The organism is Paraburkholderia atlantica (assembly GCF_009362785.1).
Taxonomy (GTDB): Bacteria; Pseudomonadota; Gammaproteobacteria; order Burkholderiales; family Burkholderiaceae; genus Paraburkholderia; species Paraburkholderia atlantica.
Genome location: NZ_WHNQ01000017.1, coordinates 131,224 through 151,825 on the forward strand (window position 1 = coordinate 131,224; position 20,602 = coordinate 151,825).

Below are 20,602 nucleotides of genomic sequence, written 5' to 3' on the forward strand. Positions count from 1 at the left end.
CGTCAAACGCGCTTCGCCAGCGGCACGAACGGCAGGTCGTCGGGACCGGTGTAGTTCGCGCTCGGACGGATGATCTTGTTGTCGATGCGCTGCTCGATGATGTGCGCGCTCCAGCCGGCCGTACGCGAGATCACGAACAGCGGCGTGAACATCGCGGTCGGCACGCCCATCATGTGGTACGACACCGCGCTGAACCAGTCGAGGTTCGGGAACATCTTCTTCGCTTCCCACATCACCGATTCGAGCCGTTCGGCGATCGAGAACAGTTTCGTGTTGCCCGCTTCCTTCGACAGCTTCTTCGCGACTTCCTTGATGACCTTGTTACGCGGGTCCGAGATCGTGTACACCGGGTGGCCGAAGCCGATCACGACTTCCTTGTTCTCGACCCGGCGGCGGATGTCGGCTTCTGCTTCGTCGGGCGTCTGGTAGCGCGACTGGATCTCGAACGCGACTTCGTTGGCGCCGCCGTGCTTCGGGCCGCGCAGCGCGCCGATCGCGCCGGTGATCGCCGAGTACATGTCCGAGCCGGTGCCCGCGATCACGCGGCCCGTGAACGTCGACGCATTGAACTCGTGCTCCGCGTACAGGTTCAGCGACACGTGCATTGCGTCGACCCACGCCTTCGACGGCTCGACGCCATGCAGCAGATGCAGGAAATGGCCGCCGATCGAATCGTCGTCGGTTTCGACCTCGATGCGCTTGCCGTTGTGCGAGTAGTGATACCAGTACAGCAGCATCGAGCCGAGCGAAGCCATCAGCTTGTCGGCGATATCGCGCGCACCCGGCAGGTTGTGATCGTCCTTCTCCGGCAGCACCGTGCCGAGCACCGACACGCCGGTGCGCATCACGTCCATCGGATGCGCGGCGGCCGGAATCCATTCGAGCGCGGCCTTCACGTTGGCGGGCAGGCCGCGCATCGACTTCAGCTTCGTCTTGTAGGCGGTCAACTCGGCCTGCGTGGGCAGCTTGCCGTGGACCAGCAGGTAGGCGACCTCTTCGAATTCGCATGCCTCGGCAATGTCGAGAATGTCGTAGCCGCGATAGTGCAGATCGTTGCCGGTCTTGCCGACCGTGCACAGCGCGGTGTTGCCCGCGGTCACACCCGACAGCGCGACGGATTTCTTTGGTTTGAAAGCGCCTGTGTTCGGGGTGTTGTTGTCTGCTTCGCTCATTGGGATTGTCTCCGGGAAAGGATTGGAATTCGGGTCATTGCTTCGACTGGGCTGCGTAGAACGCAAGGAACGGGCCAGGCCGCATGTCGCCGCCTAAGTGCCTGATTTGGCGCTGGTCTGCCGAACCGATCACGGGGACCCGCCGCACGCTCGATTTCATTAATGAAACTGCGGATTTCAAATTGGGAACGAATGCTCGCATAATGGAGCCTCCGAACCAACCCGCCGTCGCGAGCCGCCCACCTTGAGCACTTCTCTTTACGAACCGCCGCAGCGTCCGCGAGTGTGGGCGCTCAGCATCAGCCGCCTGCGCGATCTGTTCTTCGACATCGCCGGCGAATACGTGGATCGCGCGGATGTCCGCATCGTGTCGCATGCGTTCGAGGACGCGGTGCGCGAAATCGAAGGCGCGGGCGCCGCGCGTCCCGACGTCGTGCTAGCGGGCGGCTCGAATGGCGCGTATCTGAAGACGCGCGTGTCGGTGCCGGTCGTGCGCATCAGTCCGACCGGCTACGACGTGATGCATGCGCTCGCGCGAGCGCGTCGCGAAGGCGCGCGCGTTGCGCTCGTCACGCACGGTGACACGCCCGACGAAGTGCGCCGTTTCACCGCCGCGTACGCGCTCGACGTCACGTTCGCGTCGTATCAGTCCGCGCAGGACGCCGAGAGTGTCGTGCTCGATCTCAGCGATCGGGGCATCGACGTCGTGGTCGGCCCGGGCATGGTCACCGATCTCGCCGCCAACGCGGGCATGGACGCGGTGTTTCTGTACTCGCGCGCGTCGGTGCGGGCCGGCTTCGACACCGCGCTCGAAGTCGCGCAGGCGACGCGCCGCGAAACCGTGCGGCGTCAGCGGCTCGACACGTTGCTACAGCATCTGCGCGACGGCGTGGTCGCCCTCGATGCGCAAGGCCGCGTCGAACTGATGAACCAGCGGCTCGCGAGCGTGCTCGGCATCGATGCCGCGAAGGCCGTCGGCCGCGCGCTGCTCGAACTCGCGCCGGACCTCGCGGGCAGTCTGCCCGACGCGGAGGGCGACAGCTTCTGCACGGTGCGCGGCGCTAGCTACGTCGTGCATCGCGGGCCGCTCGCGAGCAGCGGCGCGGCGCCGGGCACCGTGCTGACGTTTCAGGAATCGCGCGCGGTCGAGCGACTCGACCGCACGCTGCGCGCGCGTCAACGCGTGCAGCAGTTCACCGCGCGCTACCGGCTCGACGATATCGTCGGCGCGTCGGAATCGATCGAACGGGTGCGCACGCTGGTCGCGCGTTATGCGAGGTCGGACGCGACCGTGCTGATTCTCGGCGAGAGCGGCACCGGCAAGGAGATGGTCGCGCAGAGCATGCATCAGTTGAGCGCGCGGCGCGACTTCGCGTTCGTCGCGATCAATTGCGGCGCGTTTCCGGAGGCGCTGCTCGAAAGCGAGCTGTTCGGCTACGAGGAAGGCGCGTTCACCGGCGCGCGCAAGGGCGGCAAGGCGGGGCTGATCGAGGTCGCGCATCGCGGCACGCTGTTTCTCGACGAGATCGGCGAGATGCCGTTGCCGTTGCAGAGCCGTCTATTGCGCGTGTTGCAGGAGCGCGAGGTGGTGCGACTCGGGTCGACGGAGCCGATGCGCGTCGATATCCGCGTGGTCGCGGCGACGCATCGCGCGCTGACCGACGCCGTCGCGGCCGGCAGTTTCCGCGCTGATCTGTACTACCGGCTCAACATCCTCGGCATCGCGCTACCGCCGCTGCGCGAGCGGCCGAACGACCTGCTGCCGCTCGCCGCCGAATTGTTGCGCCAGGCGGCCGCGCGCGAGCCGAGGCTCGCGGCGCGCGTGCCCGACGCGCAGACCGCCTCGCGCATGCTCGAGGGTTTGGGGGCGCCGTTGCGGCGCTATGCGTGGCCCGGCAATGTACGCGAGTTGCAGAACGTGATCGAGCGGATCGCGGTTGAACTCGCGGATAGCGACGCGGACACGGATGCAAGCGCGGCGCTCGTCACGCGGGACATGCTGCGCGTGATCGCGCCGGAAATCGTCGAGCCCATCGCGCGCGCGAAGCCGGCGGCGCTGACGCTGCGCGAGCGCAGCCGTCATGTCGAGGCCGATGAAATCCGCGCGGTGCTCGCGGCTCATGAAGGCGATCGCGATGCGGCTTGCGCCGCGTTGGGGATCAGCAAGACGACGTTGTGGCGTAAGTTGAATGGGGGGCGGTAGGTGTGGGGCGTGGTTGCCAACGGTGCGCCGGAGCTACGGCTGCACTGCCCGCACGATCACGCCGTTCCAGCCGAACACGACGCGATGCGCATCCATGCGGAATACGGCCGCGCAATTGTCGCTGTCCAGCAGTAGGGTCTTCTGGGGCAAGCCCGTATCGTCGAGGTTGATACCGTAATAGTCCTTGAGCTTCGGCCCGGTATCGACGGAGCGGACACTGAAACCGCCGTGCGGACGACAGCGCTCGCCGGCGAATTCGATCTGATCGGTCGATATGCTCAGCACCTTGCCGAGCAGTCTTTTTGCCTCGGGTATGCCACCGGAAACGTCGCTGTATCCGACCACATCGGTAACGGTCCATTTTCCGTTGAATGATGACGGGGTGGTCGTGGGGCCGGCCGCGAAGCAGGTGGTGGCAGTCAGGCAAATTGCTAACGCCAAGTACAGTGGCTTGAGCATCACGGCCGCTGCTTCCTGAAGGGCGCCGATTCCCGCACCCGTCGATTCGCAAGTCCCTGGCTCCTGCGCGGCGAGCCAATCGGGCGCCCCCGCCGATCGCGTGGGGTTACCATTACATTGAGAGACATATGCTGCGCGACCGCTTCCATATCGCCCCGATTGCAGGGTCCAACGCCTCTCGTGTATTCCGATTCGTCGAGTTGTATGCGAAAGAGACTGCCGCGTCGAACTGCGCTTGAGTCAGTGCGTGGTCTGTGACCGTGGCCCTAACGAGCCGCTCGGCGTCGTGAACGCGCGCCGTCAAGATAGCGTTCACCTGCTCAGGTAGGACCGCGCGCTGCAACTCTGCAGGTGTGCAGGGTCCGAAGTGCGCCAGTGTTCCCACGCCCCATGTGCAGTTTCCGTTGATGGGCGCATCGTTGTAATAGCGCATGACCACGCCCTCGTTGACCCTCAGTGCAGCGTAACCTTCAGGGCTCATCTTCATTGCGTCGTTTGCGCGCGGCATATCTGCTGCCATGTCATCTCCCTGAAAAAATGCCCAAGCGAGCGCGGTGGACATTGTGTTCGCCGCCCGCGAAGGGAAGGAGAATCTACCACCGCTTTCCCTCGCACAGCGCGTGAGTGCGTGGGCGGCAGGCTACGTCTGTGAAGGCTTGTCGATCGGCTCTTGCGTAACCGACATGTACTGCTTGATGTCCGGCTGACCGAGCGCAATCACGTTGAGTATTGCGACGCCGAGCCTGCGCGCGAATTCGTCGTCGAGTATGAAATCGTACTCATCGAGAAGGATCGGCATTTCGATTTTCCCGGCCAGCAGAGGAGCAAGCTTGGCGGGGTCAACGGTTTGCACTGTGAGCCGTTTACGGTCCTCTGTATAGGTTAAAACCACGGAATACGGCGGATGAGTAGCCATCAATATCCTCTGCACTGTTGATAGTTCTGAAATGCCTGCGTTTTGCAAAGCGAGATGCCGCGTGTACCGCCCATTGTGAATTTCGCTCACGAAGTTCTACGTGCACCGTCCTCGAGCGACCGTAGGGGTTCCGCCTTCGCTGAGTCAGTACGGGCTACGACTATCCTTGGCATCGCGCTACCACCGACGCGCGAGCCGCCGAACGATCTGCTGCCGCTCGCCGCCGAGTCACTACAAGGACGAGGGATCGACCTTGCCGCCTTCGATCACAAAGTGCTTCGCATCGGGATTCGACGGGAATAGGCGCCAGTCTTCATCGTCGGGTATCGCATCCGCAAGAATTACTAGACGCATACCTCTCGCCAGTAAAATGACGGCATCACCGCCCTCGCCCGCCTCGATATCCAAAACAGCTATTGGACCTTGATTCACAAGTAGATCGCGGATTCGTTGTGTTGTTCTTCTCGTACTCTCTTCTGCTGCAAAGTCCGAGTAAGACGCAACGATCGCGCTTTCTTGCTCGATGCGCCAGTCACACTGAATATGTAGCGCCCAATCGCCCAGACGCTTGATGGTGCCTCTGCTTGTTCTTACCTCCCGAAGCGGCCCGAACTGTAACGTAAGCATGTCAGTCGCGTGCGCCACTCCGCTAACGTCAAGCCCGATCAAAATGGAAAGGTGACGTGCGACCTGCTCTTTTGTATCGATCATTCCGATTTGTCTCCAAACAAGTCTAGGGCGCGCTCCATCATGCCGTGATATTCAAGATCATCTTCCTGGATATCGTAATGAAGGCGGCGTGCCTGATCCTTGTTCAGTCCAAGTGCCTTAACTACCGCCTTAAATTGCTTGTTCTGTGCCTGATTGTTACCGGGCCGACCATCGGCGCCGGCGAGCTGCATAGCGTCGCCATCCGGCATGTCGGGCTGATAGTCGAACGGCTGGGCATTGCTGAGATTCTGCGGCGCGCGCGGGTTCTTGCCATACAGCAAGCTTGCCATTTTCCGTGCTAGCCGGTTGCGGGCGGGCTGGGGCTGGCCGCGAAGCCATCTCCCGCTGCTCCCGTATCGCCTGCACGCAATTGCGCATCTCGTCCCGTTCAGGGACGAAGATCAGAGTACCGTCCTTAACCTCGTTGTACAGGGCTTTGGCAACCTCATGGTCTCTCATCCTGTACATATGGAAGCGGTTGTCACTCCGGCCGAGCATATCGCGTAACTCGTATGACTGGCGCGACAGCAGCATGGATGGGCTATATCGCAGCCACGCTGCTCGCGCTTCCTCCATGCCCTGCACAATGTCCTCGTGTGCTTCGCGGGGTACGCTCGCCGGCAATGCAAAATGGAACCACTGGTCCACGTCAAACAGCCAGGGAGACCTGATGTGAAGGTTGAACGATCTGTAAAGGCTGATCGAGAAGAAACGTCCGTGCCGCCTTTCACGGACCTCATGGTACGAACCCAGGGAAAGCGAAGTCATCGTGCCTCACAGCCAATGAAGGAGGCCCGATTGTGCAACAAGACACCATCCCAAAAAACCCCTCGTTCAGCCCTGCAGGTAGCGCACGCCGCGCCATCCTCGTCGCGCAATTTCTTAAGTCCCATCGGATCATTCTGCGCATGCATCCCCACTGCGCCGAACCACCAAACCCCACGAACAAACGCACCACGAATAAAATAACCGTCACCGAATCCCCAAACCAAATTCCCAAGGAGGAGCCCAGCATGTCGAACAAATACCGGATTGCCGTCATTCCCGGCGACGGCATCGGCGTCGAGGTGATGCCCGAAGCGCTGCGCGTACTCGAGGTCGCGACGCAACGCTTCGGTATCGAACTCGAGTATCAGCATATCGAGTGGGCGAGCTGCGACTACTACGCGAAGCACGGCAAGATGATGCCGGACGACTGGAAAGCGCAACTTCAATCGGCCGATGCGATCCTGTTCGGCGCGGTCGGCTGGCCCGACACCGTGCCCGATCACATCTCGCTGTGGGGGTCGCTGCTGAAGTTTCGCCGCGAGTTCGACCAGTACGTGAATCTGCGTCCGGCGCGCCTATTTGCAGGCGTACCGTCGCCGCTCGCGGGACGCAAGGCCGGCGACATCGATTTCTGGATCGTGCGCGAGAACACCGAGGGCGAGTATTCGTCGGTGGGCGGCGTAATGTTCGAAGGCACCGAGCGCGAGTTCGTGCTGCAGGAGTCGGTGTTCACGCGGCACGGCAGCGAGCGCGTGCTGAAGTTCGCGTTCGATCTCGCGCAGCGCCGCGCGCGCAAGAAAATCACCGTCGCGACGAAGAGCAACGGCATCGCGATCAGCATGCCGTGGTGGGACAAATGCGCGGCCGGCATCGCCGCGCAGTATCCGGACGTCACGTGGGACAAGCAGCACATCGACATCCTGTGCGCTCGCTTCGTGCTGAACCCGGACCGTTTCGACGTGGTCGTCGCGACCAATCTGTTCGGCGACATCCTGTCCGATCTCGGCCCCGCGTGCACGGGTACGATCGGCCTCGCGCCGTCGGGCAACCTGAATCCGGACCGCAAGTTTCCGTCGCTGTTCGAGCCGGTGCACGGCTCGGCACCCGACATCGCCGGCAAGCACATCGCGAATCCGATCGCGATGATCTGGTCGGCCGCGATGATGCTCGACTTCCTCGGTCATTCGAGCGGCAAGGAACGCGACGCGCACGACGCGATCCTGAAAGCGATCGAGGCGACGTCGATCGAGGGCCCGCACACCGGCGACCTCGGTGGCAAGGCAAGCACGAGCGAAGTCGGCAAGGCGATTGCGGCGAAACTCGCGTGATATAAAGAACGCGCCGGGCAGAAGATCAGAGCGCTCAGCGAATGCCCAGCTAGCGATCATTCACAATGAAGCAAAGACGGCGCAACGCGCAGATGCGCCGTTATCGACAATTGCGCCGCTCGTAGAGTGACCATTCGCCCTCTCGCGTCACGAGGGCAACATCGCATTCGTTATTGGCGAAGAAATCTTTCGACAAAGGCCCTTCCTTGCGAACGAAGAAATAGGCCCACGATCACGTAGACGGGACTGCCGCACAGTTGCGCGAGGTAGGGCGCGTGCGTGAGATGCAACACTGAAACCAGCCTCGCCAACCGGTATTGGGCGATGCGCGAGCGCGCAGGCTGAAGATGCACATCGTATCCGCACGTCATTGATATCTGTTCACGATTCACCTGGGACGCCGCTATGAGCCGAGAAGCCTATCCGATCGAAGTCGAATTCCCCGATATCGCGCAGCACGAGCAATCGTCGTCGGGCATTGCATACGTCCACACGTTCGATTCGGGCGTGCCCGGACCGCACGTGATGATCAACGCGCTCACGCACGGCAATGAAGTGTGCGGCGCGATTGTCGTCGATGAGCTGCTGCGTCGCGCGCTGCGGCCGCGACGCGGGCAGCTCACACTGTCGTTCGCGAACGTCGCCGCGTACCGGCGCTTCGATCCCAAGAATCCGGACGCCGCGCGCTTCGTCGATCAGGACTTCAACCGCGTGTGGACGGCGGCGGTGCTCGACGACACGTCGCGCACGTCGAGCGAATTGAAGCGCGCGCGTGCAATGCGCCCGGTGATCGACACGGTCGACGCGCTGCTCGACCTGCATTCGATGCACGAGCGGTGCAAGCCGCTGATCGTCGCGGGACCGCTGGAAAAAGGCATCGACTTCGCGGTGCGGCTCGGTACGCCCGCCACGGTGATCTGCGACGAAGGGCATCCCGAAGGCCGCCGCATGCGCGACTACGAAGGGTTCGGAGATGCCACGAGCCCGAAGAACGCGCTGCTGATCGAATGCGGCCAGCATTGGGAGCGCAGTGCGGTAGCGGTCGCGCGCGATACGACCGCGCGCTTCCTGCTGCTGGCTGGCGTGGTCGACGAAACGGATCTGCCGCCGGGGTGGCTCGCGCCGTTGCCGCCCGAGCAGAACATCGTGCGCGTGACACAGCCGGTCGTCGCGACCAGCATGGACTTCAGCTTCGCCGCCGCGTACACCGGACTCGAGGTTTTCGCCAAGGCGGGCGCGGTGATCGGCTGGTCGAATGGCGAAGAGGTGCGCACACCCTACGACAACTGCATGCTCGTGATGCCCTCGCTGCGGCAGTTGCGCCCCGGTGTGACCGTCGTGCGGCTGGGACGAATCGAGCGGACGGTGGCCCGTCCCGGGGTAACGGGCTGACGGGCGCTTGTCTCGAAGCCGTTTGCCGCCCGTTTCGGCGCGTTGATCTTGGCGCGCCTGTCGCCTTCTACGGCCCGTTTGCCGCGCGCCGCTTTCCACGCATCGGCACACGTGAAACTCGGGTATTCCCCCGTTGACCGGATTGATTTCATTCCTTACAGTGGCGCGCGTTCGCGTAGAGAATCACCGTTCTGTATACGAACAAATTTCCTCGCCCGGCGCGATTCCGTCAAACCGATCCGTCCGGGTATGATTCATTGCCGATGCATGGCCAATTTGGCCTGCTGCAGGCAGCGTGCGCCGTTGCCAGACGGCGTACAGTTTGAGAAGAATCGCTCGTCGTGTCGGGCCTTTCGCTGTCAGGAGACCATCATGAACCGCAGCCCCGCTGTGAACGTTCAAACCTTCATTAACGAGCATCCGTTTTCGCCGTTCCAGTGGCTGATCTTTTTCATGTGCTTCATCATCGTCCTGCTGGACGGTTTTGACACTGCTGCGATCGGCTTCATCGCGCCTTCGCTGGTCACCGAATGGGGCATCGAGAAGCCCGCGCTCGCGCCGGTGCTGAGCGCCGCGCTGTTCGGCCTCGCGTGCGGCGCGCTCGGCTCGGGCCCGCTGTCCGACCGCCTCGGGCGTCGCTCGATGCTGATCGGCTCGGTGCTGCTGTTCGGCCTTGCCTGCCTCGCGTCGGCATTCTCGACCAGCATCGACCAGCTGACCGTGCTGCGCTTCATCACCGGCGTCGGCCTCGGCGCCGCGATGCCGAACGCGGTCACGATGATGGGCGAGTACTGCCCGGACAGGCGTCGCGCCACCGTGATCAACCTGATGTTCTGCGGCTTCCCGCTCGGCGCCGCGTTCGGCGGTTTCCTCGCCGCGTGGATGATTCCGCATCTGGGCTGGCGCAGCGTGCTGATCCTCGGCGGCGTCACGCCGCTGCTGCTGCTGGTGCTGTTGCTCGCCAAGATGCCGGAGTCGGTCCGCTACATGGTCGCGAACAACAAGCCGGCCGACCGGATTCGCGCGGCGCTCGCGCGCATTTCCGGCGACGCGGTGCAGGCCGTCGGCTTCACGATGACCGAAACCGCGCCGCAAACCGGCGGCAAGGGTCTCGGCGTCGTGCTGTCGCGTTCGTACATCGTCGGCTCGGTGATGCTGTGGCTCGCGTACTTCATGGGCCTCGTGATCTTCTACGCGTCGATCAACTGGATGCCGATCCTGCTGAAGGACGCCGGCCTCACGCCGCAACGCGCGACGCTGATCTCCGCGCTGTTCCCGCTCGGCGGCGTCGGCGCGGTGCTGGCCGGCGTGCTGATGGACCGCTTCAATGCGAACCGCGTCATCGCGGCCTGCTATGCGCTGACCGCCATTAGCGTGTACTTCATCGGTCAGGCGGCCGGCAACGTCGGCGCGCTCGTGCTGATCGTGTTCATCGCCGGCGTGCTGATGAATACCGCGCAATCGTCGATGCCGGCGCTGGCCGCCGCGTTCTACCCGACCGCGGGCCGCGGCACGGGCGTCGCGTGGATGCTCGGCGTCGGCCGCTTCGGCGGCATCGCGGGCTCGTTCCTCGTGGCCGAGCTGACGCGCCGCCACTTCTCGTTCGGCGGCATCTTCACGACGATCGCGGCGGCGGGTCTGCTGTCGTGTGTCGCGCTGCTGATCAAGCAGGCGGCACGCCCGCAAGCGTCGGAAGCGGGTGCGTCGAAGACGCAATCGTTCGGCCATTGAGCGTGCCATGAAATGTGCCCGCTAGCGGACCGGTAACGGTTCGATCGACTGGTGAGCCAGAAGCCGCCCTGCGAGTCGCAGGGCGGCTTTTTATTTGGCTGAACGCGGGGAATTTCGCGCTTATTTGAACGCGAGAAGTTGCTCGACACACAGCAGCACGGCAATCAGAACCATCGCCGCGCCCGAGACCTGGCTAACCCTGCGCGCGACACTCGGACGCGTGCGCAAAACCACCTTCGAGCCGAGTCCGACGACCGAATAAACCACCGCGCAATTGGCCATGTGCAGCAAGCCCAACGCGCCGATCTGCACCGGAATCGACCACGCGTCGGTGGCACGCGTGAATTGCGGCAGCAACGCGAGAAACAGCAGCAGCGCTTTCGGATTGAGGCCGCTCACCGCGAAGCCGCGGATGGACCAGTCCAACGCCGCTTCAGGTGCGCGCTCGGCGGCTACCGTCGGCACCGCGGGGCGAGCAAGGATATTGCCGCCGACCCACAGCAGATAGCCCGCCCCGACGAACGTCAACACGGCCAGCACCGCTGGCGCCCTGGCGACTAGCGCGCCGACCCCCGCCGCCACCACCACGGTGATCGCCAGATAGCCGGACAGCATGCCCGCGATGGCGGGTGCAATCGCCCGCTCGCGCAAGCCAGCCGAGATCGCGTACGCCCAGTCCGCGCCGGGTACCAGGACCAACGAAAAGGACACGAGCCAAAAGGCCGTCAACAAGCTCACTTCCACAGCCTTCTTCTCCCCGACGAGCATGATTTCGACGGAGGGAATGTTACGGTTTTGGCTGTCGAAGGTGCTCCCTCTTTCTTGCCGCTACGAAGCAGCCTGCGCTAGAATTTTTCGTATGGATGAAATTGATCGCAAGATTCTTGCTGAATTGCAGCAAGACGGCCGACTTACCGTTACTGAGCTCAGCGAACGCATTGGCCTGAGCCTATCCCCGTGCCAGCGGCGCCTGCGGGCATTGGAAAAGGCCCGGGTCATCAGCGGCTATCGCGCCATCATCGATCCGGCAACGATCGGTTTGAACTTCTCGGCAATCGTGTTCGCGACGTTACGGGAAGGCAGTAGCCAAAACATCGAGTCTTTCGAACGCGCGCTGTCGGACATTCCGGAGATCACCCGCGCCGAGCGTCTGTTCGGCGATCCCGATTACATGCTGCACGTCGTCACGCGCGATCTGAAGGCGTTCCAGATGCTTTACGACCGCTATCTGTTGACGCTGCCCTGCGTGCTGCGACTGTCGTCGACGCTCGTCATGAAAAGTATCTTCGAGGATCGGCCGCTGCCGCTGTGACGCATCAGGGTCGCGCCGATTCGCCTGCGGCATTGTGATTCACCGCGGCAAAATGCACCCCGGCACACTTCCCGATACACTACGCAGCTATTTACCCGCGCGCAGCCCGGCGCGGCGACCACCGCCGCTTCCGCTCCGCCGCCGTCTCATCTCAGGATTCCGGTAATGAAACGCGTAGTCGTATCCGCGCTCGTCGCGCTGTGCATCGCACAGCCGGCCACTCAGGCCGTCGCGCAGACCGTCAGCAATCAATGTTTCGCGCTCGGCGATATCGCCGGCCAGGTCGCGTCGTGGCGCGCCCACAAGAAGACCAAAGCTCAGGCGCTCGATCAGGCCGCCCACTACTACAAGGACCCGTCCGACCGCGCGGCCGTCAATGCGATCATCGAAAAGATCTACCGTCCCGACGCCCCTCCCATGACGCCCGATCAGGCGAGCATGGCGGTCACGTCGGAGTGCGTGAACCAGCACAAGGGGCAGGCAGCGCCGGCACAGTAATGCCGGCGAGCCGCCCGCGACGTGCTCGTGATCGATGGCGCGATTCGCGACGTCGGCACGCTGCGGCAGGACGATTTCCCGGTGTATGCGCGCGGCGTCAGCAGCCCAAGGAAGCGGCTGCGCTTGCGTCGATTGCCAACGGCACGTTCGAACGCGGCTGGGTCAACCTGCAGCGCGGCCGGATGATGACCGGCTCATGAACCCTTTGCTATCAGCTACATGGCGCACTACCTGAACACTGCAACCCTTCTCGACCTCGCGCGCGCGGCGCAGCGGCGCCTGGAACAACAACCCGCCGACGCGCCTTGCGATTGCACGCGCACTCCCCTCGACGGCTGGCAATCGCAACCGCTTTCACTCGACGAAACCTTGTTCGAGGAGATCGGCACGCTGATACCGGAAGACGATCCCGAGCCGACCTTCAGCGAATATCTGCCCAATAAAACGAGCTACTGGTCGGCCGATGCGCCGATCGCGCCGCGCTATTTCCCGTACAACCGCTGCGGCGTATGGCAATGCTCGATGTGCGCGCGACTGTACTTGCGCTACGTCGAAGGCGGCGGTTACTTTGTCGACCGCCGGATTCGCGCGTTGAACGCGGATCTGATCGAGGACGTGCCGCTGCCCGCATAACGCGGTTTGCCATCGCCACGGTTCATGCATCGTCCCTGTCCGCGCGCGCGACGCCCAGCACTTCCTTGACGCGCCGCGCGAGATTCGACAGCACGCTGTCGGAGCGCGCTCCGGCCTGCTGTCGATGCGGCATACGCTGCAGATCGCGCCAGTCGGTATCGAGCGCTCGGGCGTGACCGTCGGCGCTGAACGGCCATTCGACTACCACCGCGCGCAAACGCGCGGCACGCGAGCTTCTGTCGGCGCGATCGATATACGCATTAATCGCCGACGCCTCGTGCCGCGCCGATTCCTCCGAATCGAAGGCAATGAAGTCGTTCAGCCCTTCGATGTGGACGCACCATAACTGTTCGCTCACGTCGCGTCTCCCGCTGCGTTTATTGTCCTGCCTGATCAGACCGGTGGCAGCCGTCCAAAGTCAGGTTCGGCCCTGAGACGTTCCCAGTTCAGATCCGCGAAGCACGGGCCTTGCGTCGCCTCGCTGAATTTGACGTCGTTGTGCTTGCCGTTCCACTCCATCAACTTGACCTGGTCGTTCGCGTCGATCGTGAGGTCCCAGCCGATGCAGCGCGCAAATGGAATCTTCCTGTGCAGGCGCAGCACGGTCGCCTTGCATTTGTCGAAACAGGGAATCTTCACGCCCGCAAAGTGCACGCCCGAGTCCGGATGCGCTTCTACCGCGCCCCAGTCGCTCATATACCCCTGGTCGCACAGTTCGCCCGTTTCGAGATTGACCGACACGCATATTTCGCGATCCGCCAGCACATGCGTATCTTCGGCTCGGCCGAGCCGCAAATAGCAGGCCCGAACAGAAATGCGGCCGGCGTCGTCCACCACGGTCGTGAAGCGCAATGTCGCCACCGGTTTGGAAGCGAACGCAGTGAACAGACTGTGCTGGTCGATGAATGTCTGAATCACGCCATTGCCGAGCGACCTTATGACCGCTGGGTCGAAGTTCGCACGGTCGAAGAAGTAGACACCATTACCCTGTCCGGAACCGTCGAGCTTGAATGCCACGCGCTCGGTATGCTCGAACACGACGTCCTTCAGGTCGCGCTCGGGTACCACGACGCTTTTGTCCGTAAAGAACAGCCCGTTGGCAAAGTACGCCAGGTCCGGCAATTCGTCGCCGTCGAAGATCAGCCGCGAAATCGGCTTAAGGCTCGAAATCTTGCCGTACCAGCCTTTCATATGCGGCACCACGACGATGCCGTAGTAGTTGTCCGGAATCCAGCCTTCCTTGAACGTACCGCAAAACGCGGTATAAACGCGCAGCCAGGGCGCGTAGACCGGGTCGCCGAACACGTCCCGCGCATAGGCGTCCGCGAGCCGCAGGTTGTTCGGATCGGCCTTGCCGTATTTGCTTTCGAGTCGCTCCAATATTCTTCTCGCCTGCAAGCCATGATCATGGTGAAAGCGGTAAAGCGAGACCCGCTTTGCTGATCGTCTCACAACGTTTTCAACTCCGGATAGCATCATGCTTAGTACGCGTTTGGATGATGAAGCCCCTTGAAAATCGTGGCAAGAATGATCTTCATGTCAAGCCAGAACGACCAGTTTCGCAGGTAGTACAGATCGTGTGCGACCCGGCCTTCCATCTTTTCGAGGCGATCGGTCTCGCCGCGATACCCGTTGATCTGCGCCCAGCCGGTAATGCCGGGTTTGATCCGATATCGATGGATATAGCCCGACACGATGTTCTGATAGAGATCGTCGTGTTCGAGCGCATGCGGACGCGGCCCCACCACCGACATATCGCCGCGCAGCACGTTGAAGAACTGCGGTAGTTCGTCGAGACTCGTGCGGCGCAGGAACGCACCGACGCTCGTAATGCGTGGATCGTCGCGCGTCGCCTGTTCGAGAATGCCCGGCTTCTGCTCGTGCAAGCGCATCGTGCGGAACTTGTAGATCGTAAATACGCGGCCGTCGGCGCCTTTGCGGCGCTGCTTGAAGAACACCGGCCCGCGCGAGCTCAGTTTGACGGCAATCGCGCAGCCCAGCAGGATCGGCGAGATCGCGATCAACGCGACGAGCGCGAACAGACGGTCGAACAGGTCTTTCTGCACCAACGCCTTGGGCGGCAGCGGCGACGCGGCGAGATTGATCGTCGGCAAGCCGAGCAACTCGGTCATGCTGCCTTCGAATAGCGCAAGCGAGCGCACGTCGGGCATGAAGCGCACATTGATCAGGTCGTTGCGAAACTCCGCCACCAGCTTGAGAATCGCACGCTCCTCGGTGAGCGGCAGAGCCAGCCACACTTCGCCGATCTGGTGCTCGCGCACGTAGCGAGCGAACGCCGCCTGTTGTTCGAACACCTGCACCGACGGGTGCGGAGAAACGCAGCAGTCGGGGTGCAGGTTATACAACGCATTCGCGCGAAAGCCGGCCGCGGGCGACATCTCGATCTTGCGAATGATCTCGTCGCAATGATCGCCGCACGCCGCCACCGCGACCTGCTGCAAGTTCATCCCCGCATGGCGCATGCGGCCGAGCAGCGCATGCGTGACCAGCCGGCCGGACATCATCGCGGCGCCCGAAATGCCGGTCCAGTACACGAACCACAGGCGCGACACGAAGTCGATCCGGTGCAGCGAGAACATCAGCGCCATCGCGCACGCCTGCACGACGAGCCAGCCGAGCGCCACCTGGCTCGCGAGCACTCTTTTCGAGCGGCCGCGCCAGGACTGGTACACGCCGAGCGCCGGAAAGACCGCAAGTGCAAACGCCGCGGCAAAAGCAACGAACGCGAAATACAAGCTCCGTTGCGAGCCGCCGTCGAAGCGTATCTGGGAGGCCGCGAAGGCCCCAGCCACGATCATCGCGACGTCGAACGCTCTCGCCAGTAGACCAGTCAGCAATCGCATCACAGCCCCCTCATAGGACGTATCAGGTCGACTTCGTCGCATCAGCCACAACGCCCGTACTTGTCGTCGAAACGCACGATGTCGTCTTCGCCGAGATAAGTGCCGGACTGTACTTCGATGATCTGCAGCGGTACGCGGCCCGGATTTTCGAGCCGATGGCGGACACCCAGCGGGATATAGGTCGATTCGTTTTCGCCGAGCAGAAACTGCTCTTCTCCACGCGTGACGAGCGCGGTGCCGCACACCACCACCCAATGCTCGGCGCGATGATGATGCATCTGCAACGACAGACGGCCGCCCGGCATCACGACGATGCGCTTCACCTGAAAGCGCTCGCCATGATCGATCGAGTCATAAAAGCCCCACGGGCGGCGGACTTTTCTGTGCGCGTCGGCTTCCGGCGACTTCTCGGCCCTGATCCGCGACACGAGTCCCTTGATGTCCTGCACATGGGAGCGGTCCGCGACGAGCACCGCGTCGTCGGTTTCGATCACGATCATGTTGTTGGTGCCGACGCAAGCGAGAAGCCTCCCTCCCTGCGAGCGTGCGTAGGTCGCGGTGGCCCCTTCGAACAGCACGCGGCCGTTGGCCGCGTTACCGCAGTCGTCCTTCTCCATCGCCTGCCACACGGCATCCCACGAGCCGAGATCGGACCAGCCCGCTTCGAGCGGCACCACCACGCCGGAAAACGCCGACTCCGGTTTGCCGAGCTGCTCCATCACCGCATAGTCGATCGAGTCGGACGGCGAACCGAGAAACCCGTCGGCGTCCGGCATGATGCATTCTTCAGTCTTCTTCGCGTCGCGATACGCCTGAACGCAGGCCGCGTGCATGTCCGGCTGAAACTGCTCGATGATTGCGAGCCAAACCGACGCCCGCACGACGAAGATGCCGCTATTCCACCAGTAATTGCCCGACGCGACGTACTGTGCCGCGAGTTCCGCCGCGGGCTTCTCAACGAAGCGTTCGATGCGACGCCCGCCGTCTGGCAATGCATCACCGAGCCGGATATAACCGAAGCCCGTGTCGGGCCGTTCGGGGGGCACGCCTAGCGTGACGATCGCGCCGTTGCGCGCATGGGTTGCGGCGATGTCGAGCGAGCGATGCAGCGCCTCCAGATTCGCGATCGCGTGGTCGGCTGGCATCGCGACGAGGATCGCGTCTTCGTCTTCCGCGCATGCCGTCAGCGCGGCAAGCGTCAGTGCCGGCGCCGTGTCGCGGCGCGCGGGCTCGACCACGATCCGCGCGTTCACGCCGATTTCGCGCGCCTGTTCGTAAGTGGCGAAATAATGCTCGGTGCCGCAGACGATCACCGGATCGGCCGCGACGTTCCATGCGGCATCGAAACCCGCCATGCGTCCCATGGTCGCTTGCAGCAAAGTCTGCTTGCCGATCACGTCGATCAGTTGCTTGGGAAACTGTTCGCGCGACACCGGCCACAACCGGGTGCCTGAACCACCGGCGAGAATCACCTGCACGAGCGTCGGGAACTCCGCCTCGCCAGAATCCTGTCGTATCGTTTCGACATCCGTTGCGGCTGCTGCCGCGGTAACCTTACCCATCGCAAACTCCTTCGCATTGAAACCGGCTCGGGAACGCGTCTTCCTGGACGACACCGCTCAACGCGGTGTGCCGCGATCCACGCAAATACCGTCTGATGTGATTTATCGACAGGGCGTCCGCGTCAAACGGACCAAACCAGTGACTGGCCGAATCGCAGCGGTCTGCTCGACAACGACGACCGGAAAACGATTGAAAACGAAAGAACGAATGTGGCGACGACGTACATCGGATCTGGTCGACGTCGCGCCCCGATGAATTCATCATAGTGAGAGCGCCTTGCGACACAGGGCAACTGGCGCGAAGCGCGGAAGTTTTGGCGGCGCTCGCGGACTGGATTTCGCAAGCTTGCGAACGAGCTTGCACTTCTATTGCAGGGCGCACGATGGAAATAAGCAGCGACACGTGCTACCGTTCAATGAACGTCCCGTGGCATTCCTGTCAAAGATAAACAGCGGCGTGATCCCACGCGGCCACACTGTGAGTTTTCCGCTGTTCCCAATCTCGCCATCATCCAGCGCATGGGCACACCCCAACCGGCGCGCCATCCGTTTTTCTGGAGTTGCAATGGCCTATATTTCGCTACTCGCACTTTTCATGACGGTCACGAACTTCGTGCCCATCAGTGCGATCGGCTTCGTCCCGTTGCTATTGCTGGCATGGCGCTTTTACGGCCGCACTTATCCCGCGTTCATCACGCCGCTTACCGCTTTCACGGTGCTCGCGATCATCTCGACGCTGCTCTATGATCCGCAGTCGTTCCTCGAATTCGACTTCTATCGGCGCGACGGCAATTTTTTCATCTCCTATCTGCCGATTTTTGCCGGCTGCGTGTATGCGCATCGCTGGGATCTGAACAAGGTACTGCGTACGCTGTTCATCTTCGCAGTCGTCGTCAATCTGCCGATGTACGCGTACTTCATCGCAGAGAACGGGCTGTTCAGCATCTTCATTCACCCTAACGACAGCTTCGGCAGCTACTTCATTGCCCGTAACGCGGCCGGCGGCTTCCTGGCGATGCTGTTCTGTCTCGGCGTGGCCTGTTACCTGCAGAAGCGCAGCAAGCTGCTGATCGCGCTGCTCGTCTGCAATGCGCTGATGCTGTTTTCGACCTATAGCCGCGGTTCGCTGCTCGGCGCGGCGGCGGTTCTGCCCTATCTGTACTTTGGCCGCAAGCGCTGGATTCTCGGCACGCTGATCGCCGTGCTGCTGCTCGCCTCCGCCGCCATCGCGATCTACCATACGCAGCCGAACGTCGACTACATGGGCTATACGTTCGCGATTCATGCCAACGACGCCAAGGTCAACAACCTCAACATCCGCTACGAGTGGCTATGGCCGCGAGCGCTCGCGTATTTCGTGCAAAGCCCGCTGGTCGGTCTCGGCTTCGGCTCCTTCGACGACCATATCGGCAGCCTCTCCTCGTACTTCCATCTGTTCGCGGTGCCGTCCGACATCGTGATCGAACACAGCGACTCGCACGCCCACAACTCGTACCTGAATATCCTCGCCGAGCTCGGCGTCGTGGGCTTGACGCTGATCCTCGCGTTCTTCTGGAAACTGGTCGAGTGGAGCAAACAGGGAGCGGCATATGCCGCGTTGGTCGAGGGGGGCCGCCAGTTCGCGGCGTTCCGCTTCGTCGAGATTTCGTCGGTATGCCTGCTGGTGATGTCGGCAACCGAGCATCGGCTGGTCACGCCGTCGAATGTATTGATTCTTTCTCTGGTGATCTCGCTGCTGCTAGCCGCGCGTCCGCTGGCGGCCACCGCATTCAGGCCCGGCCCGCGCGGAGCGCGCAACGCGGGCATCGTGGGCGCGCGAGCTACATCGCCCGTGCCCCGGCGCCCGACTCAGGGCGCAACGTCGGCAAGATGACGTTCTTCGGCCGGCAGCGACTGGCTCGGCGCATAGGGAAGAAACTGTTCGACGCACGCATAAGGGAGCCGCGCATCGACGAAGCCCATCAGCGCCTTCTTGAAGTTCTCCGACGAAAAGCGCTCGGCATTCTTGCGGCACGCGCGTGCATCGAATAAGGCGGCGTTGCTCTCGAAACGGATAACCGCTTCGAGCAGGGACGCGGTGCTTTGCTCGCCGAAGAATACCCCGGTGGGCCGCTCGAGCGGCAATCCCACCACCGATTCAAGCGCGCCGCCGCGGCCGAAGGCGATCACCGGCGTGCCGCATGCCTGCGCTTCGACCACGGAAATGCCGAAATCTTCTTCCGCCGCGAACACGAACGCACGCGCGCGCCGCAGGTGATCGACCAGCACGTCGGACGGCTGATGCCCAAGGATCTTCACGTTGTCGCCGGCCACCGCCTTGATCTTCTTCATCTCGGGACCGTCGCCGATTACGACCAGCTTGCGCTCAGGCGTTTGTGAAAAAGCCTGAACGATCAGATCAATACGCTTATAAGGCACCATCCGCGACGCCGTCACGTAGAAATCCTCTTTCTCCGTACCAATGGACATATTCGCCAGATCGACCGGTGGATAGATCACGGTCGCTTCGCGCTGATAGGCCTTTCTGATCCGCCGCGCAATGAACTGAGAATTGGCAACGAGATGATCGACGCCATTCGCGGAGCGGGAATCCCAGCCGCGAATGTAGTGAAGCAGCACGCGCGCCAACGCGGAGCGCAGTCCCCGGTCGAGATGGGATTCGCGCAGGTACTGATGTTGCAGATCCCACGCATAGCGGATCGGCGAATGAATGTAGCTGATATGCACCTGGTTCGGCCCGGTCAACACGCCTTTGGCGACCGCGTGCGAGCTCGAAATGACGAGATCGTAGCCGGACAGATCCACCTGCTCGATCGCAATCGGCATCAACGGTAGATAGGCGCGGTATCGTCTTCGCGCAAATGGCATCTTCTGGATGAAGGACGTATTGACGGACTTCCCCTTCACGCACTCGCGGTCTTCGAGAAAATCGACAATCGAAAAGACGTCCGCATCCGGGAAGCACTCGATGATGTTCTTCAATACTTTCTCGGCGCCGCCGGACACTACCAGCCAATCGTGAACAATAGCGACTTTCACTTCGACCTCCTGTG

20 protein-coding genes and 1 pseudogene are annotated in these 20,602 nt (G+C 62.4%); 9 read left to right on the forward strand and 12 right to left on the reverse strand.

Annotated elements, in window-relative coordinates:
• Positions 1 to 2: 2 nt before the first annotated feature.
• Complete coding sequence (gene prpC / locus GCT19_RS23495) at positions 3 to 1,172, reverse strand: bifunctional 2-methylcitrate synthase/citrate synthase (protein WP_152853238.1); 1,170 nt, start codon at positions 1,170 to 1,172, stop codon at positions 3 to 5.
• A gap of 244 nt (positions 1,173 to 1,416) precedes the next feature.
• On the opposite strand from prpC, the gene prpR reads away from it, so the two are divergent.
• Positions 1,417 to 3,375, forward strand: a complete 1,959-nt coding sequence (gene prpR, locus GCT19_RS23500; protein WP_152853239.1) for a propionate catabolism operon regulatory protein PrpR — start codon at positions 1,417 to 1,419, stop codon at positions 3,373 to 3,375.
• 33 nt (positions 3,376 to 3,408) lie between these two features.
• Here prpR and GCT19_RS43480 read toward each other — a convergent pair whose 3' ends face one another.
• The 5 genes from GCT19_RS43480 to GCT19_RS43485 all read right to left on the reverse strand — a co-directional run bounded on the left by GCT19_RS43480 (position 3,409) and on the right by GCT19_RS43485 (position 5,751).
• Positions 3,409 to 3,834, reverse strand: coding sequence for a hypothetical protein (locus GCT19_RS43480; RefSeq protein WP_227749316.1), 426 nt, complete (start codon positions 3,832 to 3,834; stop codon positions 3,409 to 3,411).
• A gap of 112 nt (positions 3,835 to 3,946) precedes the next feature.
• Positions 3,947 to 4,396, reverse strand: a complete 450-nt coding sequence (locus GCT19_RS23510; protein ID WP_321576857.1) for a glycoside hydrolase family protein — start codon at positions 4,394 to 4,396, stop codon at positions 3,947 to 3,949.
• 78 nt (positions 4,397 to 4,474) lie between these two features.
• Entirely contained in the window at positions 4,475 to 4,750 is a 276-nt protein-coding gene (locus GCT19_RS23515) for a hypothetical protein (protein WP_152853259.1), read from the reverse strand.
• A 231-nt stretch (positions 4,751 to 4,981) separates the two neighbouring features.
• The gene (locus GCT19_RS23520) at positions 4,982 to 5,461 is read right to left on the reverse strand and encodes a hypothetical protein (protein WP_152853240.1); all 480 of its coding nucleotides are present in this window, start codon (positions 5,459 to 5,461) and stop codon (positions 4,982 to 4,984) included.
• Positions 5,458 to 5,751: a hypothetical protein gene (locus GCT19_RS43485; protein WP_227749317.1), complete on the reverse strand. Its 294-nt coding sequence runs from the start codon at positions 5,749 to 5,751 to the stop codon at positions 5,458 to 5,460. The genes GCT19_RS23520 and GCT19_RS43485 overlap by 4 nt, the downstream gene beginning before the upstream one ends.
• A 723-nt stretch (positions 5,752 to 6,474) precedes the next feature.
• Between GCT19_RS43485 and GCT19_RS23530 the strand changes: the two genes are divergently transcribed.
• The 3 genes from GCT19_RS23530 to GCT19_RS23540 all read left to right on the forward strand — a co-directional run bounded on the left by GCT19_RS23530 (position 6,475) and on the right by GCT19_RS23540 (position 10,680).
• Positions 6,475 to 7,557, forward strand: coding sequence for a tartrate dehydrogenase (locus tag GCT19_RS23530; protein WP_152853241.1), 1,083 nt, complete (start codon positions 6,475 to 6,477; stop codon positions 7,555 to 7,557).
• 405 nt (positions 7,558 to 7,962) lie between these two features.
• Entirely contained in the window at positions 7,963 to 8,949 is a 987-nt protein-coding gene (locus GCT19_RS23535) for a M14 family metallopeptidase (RefSeq protein ID WP_152853242.1), read from the forward strand.
• Positions 8,950 to 9,321: 372 nt separating this feature from the next.
• Positions 9,322 to 10,680, forward strand: coding sequence for an MFS transporter (locus tag GCT19_RS23540; RefSeq protein ID WP_013091170.1), 1,359 nt, complete (start codon positions 9,322 to 9,324; stop codon positions 10,678 to 10,680).
• 120 nt (positions 10,681 to 10,800) lie between these two features.
• On the opposite strand, the gene GCT19_RS23545 is transcribed toward GCT19_RS23540, so the two are convergent.
• A complete protein-coding gene (locus tag GCT19_RS23545; protein ID WP_018437216.1) occupies positions 10,801 to 11,448 on the reverse strand; it encodes a LysE family translocator in 648 nt (215 codons plus the stop codon).
• A gap of 91 nt (positions 11,449 to 11,539) precedes the next feature.
• Here GCT19_RS23545 and GCT19_RS23550 point away from each other — a divergent pair, with 91 nt between their 5' ends.
• The 4 genes and pseudogenes from GCT19_RS23550 to GCT19_RS23565 all read left to right on the forward strand — a co-directional run bounded on the left by GCT19_RS23550 (position 11,540) and on the right by GCT19_RS23565 (position 13,123).
• The gene (locus tag GCT19_RS23550) at positions 11,540 to 11,992 is read left to right on the forward strand and encodes an Lrp/AsnC family transcriptional regulator (RefSeq protein ID WP_018437217.1); all 453 of its coding nucleotides are present in this window, start codon (positions 11,540 to 11,542) and stop codon (positions 11,990 to 11,992) included.
• A gap of 165 nt (positions 11,993 to 12,157) precedes the next feature.
• Positions 12,158 to 12,490, forward strand: a complete 333-nt coding sequence (locus tag GCT19_RS23555; protein ID WP_152853243.1) for a hypothetical protein — start codon at positions 12,158 to 12,160, stop codon at positions 12,488 to 12,490.
• Between the two features lie 24 nt (positions 12,491 to 12,514).
• Positions 12,515 to 12,690, forward strand: a pseudogene (locus tag GCT19_RS23560) (RraA family protein); the annotation flags it as partial.
• A 19-nt stretch (positions 12,691 to 12,709) separates the two neighbouring features.
• Complete coding sequence (locus GCT19_RS23565; protein WP_152853244.1) at positions 12,710 to 13,123, forward strand: hypothetical protein; 414 nt, start codon at positions 12,710 to 12,712, stop codon at positions 13,121 to 13,123.
• A gap of 22 nt (positions 13,124 to 13,145) precedes the next feature.
• Here the strand turns inward: GCT19_RS23565 and GCT19_RS23570 are convergent, their stop codons facing one another.
• Genes GCT19_RS23570 through GCT19_RS23585 form a run of 4 tightly spaced genes read right to left on the reverse strand, consistent with a single transcriptional unit; the run spans position 13,146 to position 17,549 of the window.
• Positions 13,146 to 13,481 carry a hypothetical protein gene (locus tag GCT19_RS23570; RefSeq protein ID WP_184249888.1) on the reverse strand — a complete coding sequence of 112 codons (336 nt, stop codon included), beginning with the start codon at positions 13,479 to 13,481 and terminating at the stop codon, positions 13,146 to 13,148.
• Positions 13,482 to 13,516: 35 nt separating this feature from the next.
• Positions 13,517 to 14,602 carry a sugar-transfer associated ATP-grasp domain-containing protein gene (locus tag GCT19_RS23575; protein ID WP_152853246.1) on the reverse strand — a complete coding sequence of 362 codons (1,086 nt, stop codon included), beginning with the start codon at positions 14,600 to 14,602 and terminating at the stop codon, positions 13,517 to 13,519.
• A 2-nt stretch (positions 14,603 to 14,604) separates the two neighbouring features.
• Positions 14,605 to 15,987, reverse strand: a complete 1,383-nt coding sequence (locus tag GCT19_RS23580) for an undecaprenyl-phosphate glucose phosphotransferase (RefSeq protein ID WP_018437222.1) — start codon at positions 15,985 to 15,987, stop codon at positions 14,605 to 14,607.
• Positions 15,988 to 16,028: 41 nt separating this feature from the next.
• Positions 16,029 to 17,549 carry a mannose-1-phosphate guanylyltransferase/mannose-6-phosphate isomerase gene (locus GCT19_RS23585; protein WP_152853247.1) on the reverse strand — a complete coding sequence of 507 codons (1,521 nt, stop codon included), beginning with the start codon at positions 17,547 to 17,549 and terminating at the stop codon, positions 16,029 to 16,031.
• Positions 17,550 to 18,114: 565 nt separating this feature from the next.
• Here GCT19_RS23585 and GCT19_RS23590 point away from each other — a divergent pair.
• Complete coding sequence (locus tag GCT19_RS23590; RefSeq protein WP_018437224.1) at positions 18,115 to 19,422, forward strand: O-antigen ligase family protein; 1,308 nt, start codon at positions 18,115 to 18,117, stop codon at positions 19,420 to 19,422.
• On the opposite strand, the gene GCT19_RS23595 is transcribed toward GCT19_RS23590, so the two are convergent.
• Entirely contained in the window at positions 19,398 to 20,588 is a 1,191-nt protein-coding gene (locus tag GCT19_RS23595) for a glycosyltransferase family 4 protein (RefSeq protein ID WP_013091162.1), read from the reverse strand. The two genes, GCT19_RS23590 and GCT19_RS23595, sit on opposite strands and share 25 nt — an antisense overlap.
• Positions 20,589 to 20,602: the final 14 nt, after the last annotated feature.

Bases quoted from the DNA above. Each gene is read 5' to 3' on its own strand.
- prpC (WP_152853238.1), bottom strand. From the start codon at position 1,172: ATGAGCGAAGCAGACAACAACACCCCGAACACAGGCGCTTTCAAACCA.
- GCT19_RS43480 (WP_227749316.1), bottom strand. From the start codon at position 3,834: ATGCTCAAGCCACTGTACTTGGCGTTAGCAATTTGCCTGACTGCCACC.
- GCT19_RS23510 (WP_321576857.1), bottom strand. From the start codon at position 4,396: ATGTCCACCGCGCTCGCTTGGGCATTTTTTCAGGGAGATGACATGGCA.
- GCT19_RS23515 (WP_152853259.1), bottom strand. From the start codon at position 4,750: ATGGCTACTCATCCGCCGTATTCCGTGGTTTTAACCTATACAGAGGAC.
- GCT19_RS23520 (WP_152853240.1), bottom strand. From the start codon at position 5,461: ATGATCGATACAAAAGAGCAGGTCGCACGTCACCTTTCCATTTTGATC.
- GCT19_RS43485 (WP_227749317.1), bottom strand. From the start codon at position 5,751: ATGGCAAGCTTGCTGTATGGCAAGAACCCGCGCGCGCCGCAGAATCTC.
- GCT19_RS23530 (WP_152853241.1), top strand. From the start codon at position 6,475: ATGTCGAACAAATACCGGATTGCCGTCATTCCCGGCGACGGCATCGGC.
- GCT19_RS23535 (WP_152853242.1), top strand. From the start codon at position 7,963: ATGAGCCGAGAAGCCTATCCGATCGAAGTCGAATTCCCCGATATCGCG.
- GCT19_RS23540 (WP_013091170.1), top strand. From the start codon at position 9,322: ATGAACCGCAGCCCCGCTGTGAACGTTCAAACCTTCATTAACGAGCAT.
- GCT19_RS23545 (WP_018437216.1), bottom strand. From the start codon at position 11,448: ATGCTCGTCGGGGAGAAGAAGGCTGTGGAAGTGAGCTTGTTGACGGCC.
- GCT19_RS23550 (WP_018437217.1), top strand. From the start codon at position 11,540: ATGGATGAAATTGATCGCAAGATTCTTGCTGAATTGCAGCAAGACGGC.
- GCT19_RS23555 (WP_152853243.1), top strand. From the start codon at position 12,158: ATGAAACGCGTAGTCGTATCCGCGCTCGTCGCGCTGTGCATCGCACAG.
- GCT19_RS23565 (WP_152853244.1), top strand. From the start codon at position 12,710: ATGGCGCACTACCTGAACACTGCAACCCTTCTCGACCTCGCGCGCGCG.
- GCT19_RS23575 (WP_152853246.1), bottom strand. From the start codon at position 14,602: ATGATGCTATCCGGAGTTGAAAACGTTGTGAGACGATCAGCAAAGCGG.
- GCT19_RS23580 (WP_018437222.1), bottom strand. From the start codon at position 15,987: ATGCGATTGCTGACTGGTCTACTGGCGAGAGCGTTCGACGTCGCGATG.
- GCT19_RS23585 (WP_152853247.1), bottom strand. From the start codon at position 17,549: ATGGGTAAGGTTACCGCGGCAGCAGCCGCAACGGATGTCGAAACGATA.
- GCT19_RS23590 (WP_018437224.1), top strand. From the start codon at position 18,115: ATGGCCTATATTTCGCTACTCGCACTTTTCATGACGGTCACGAACTTC.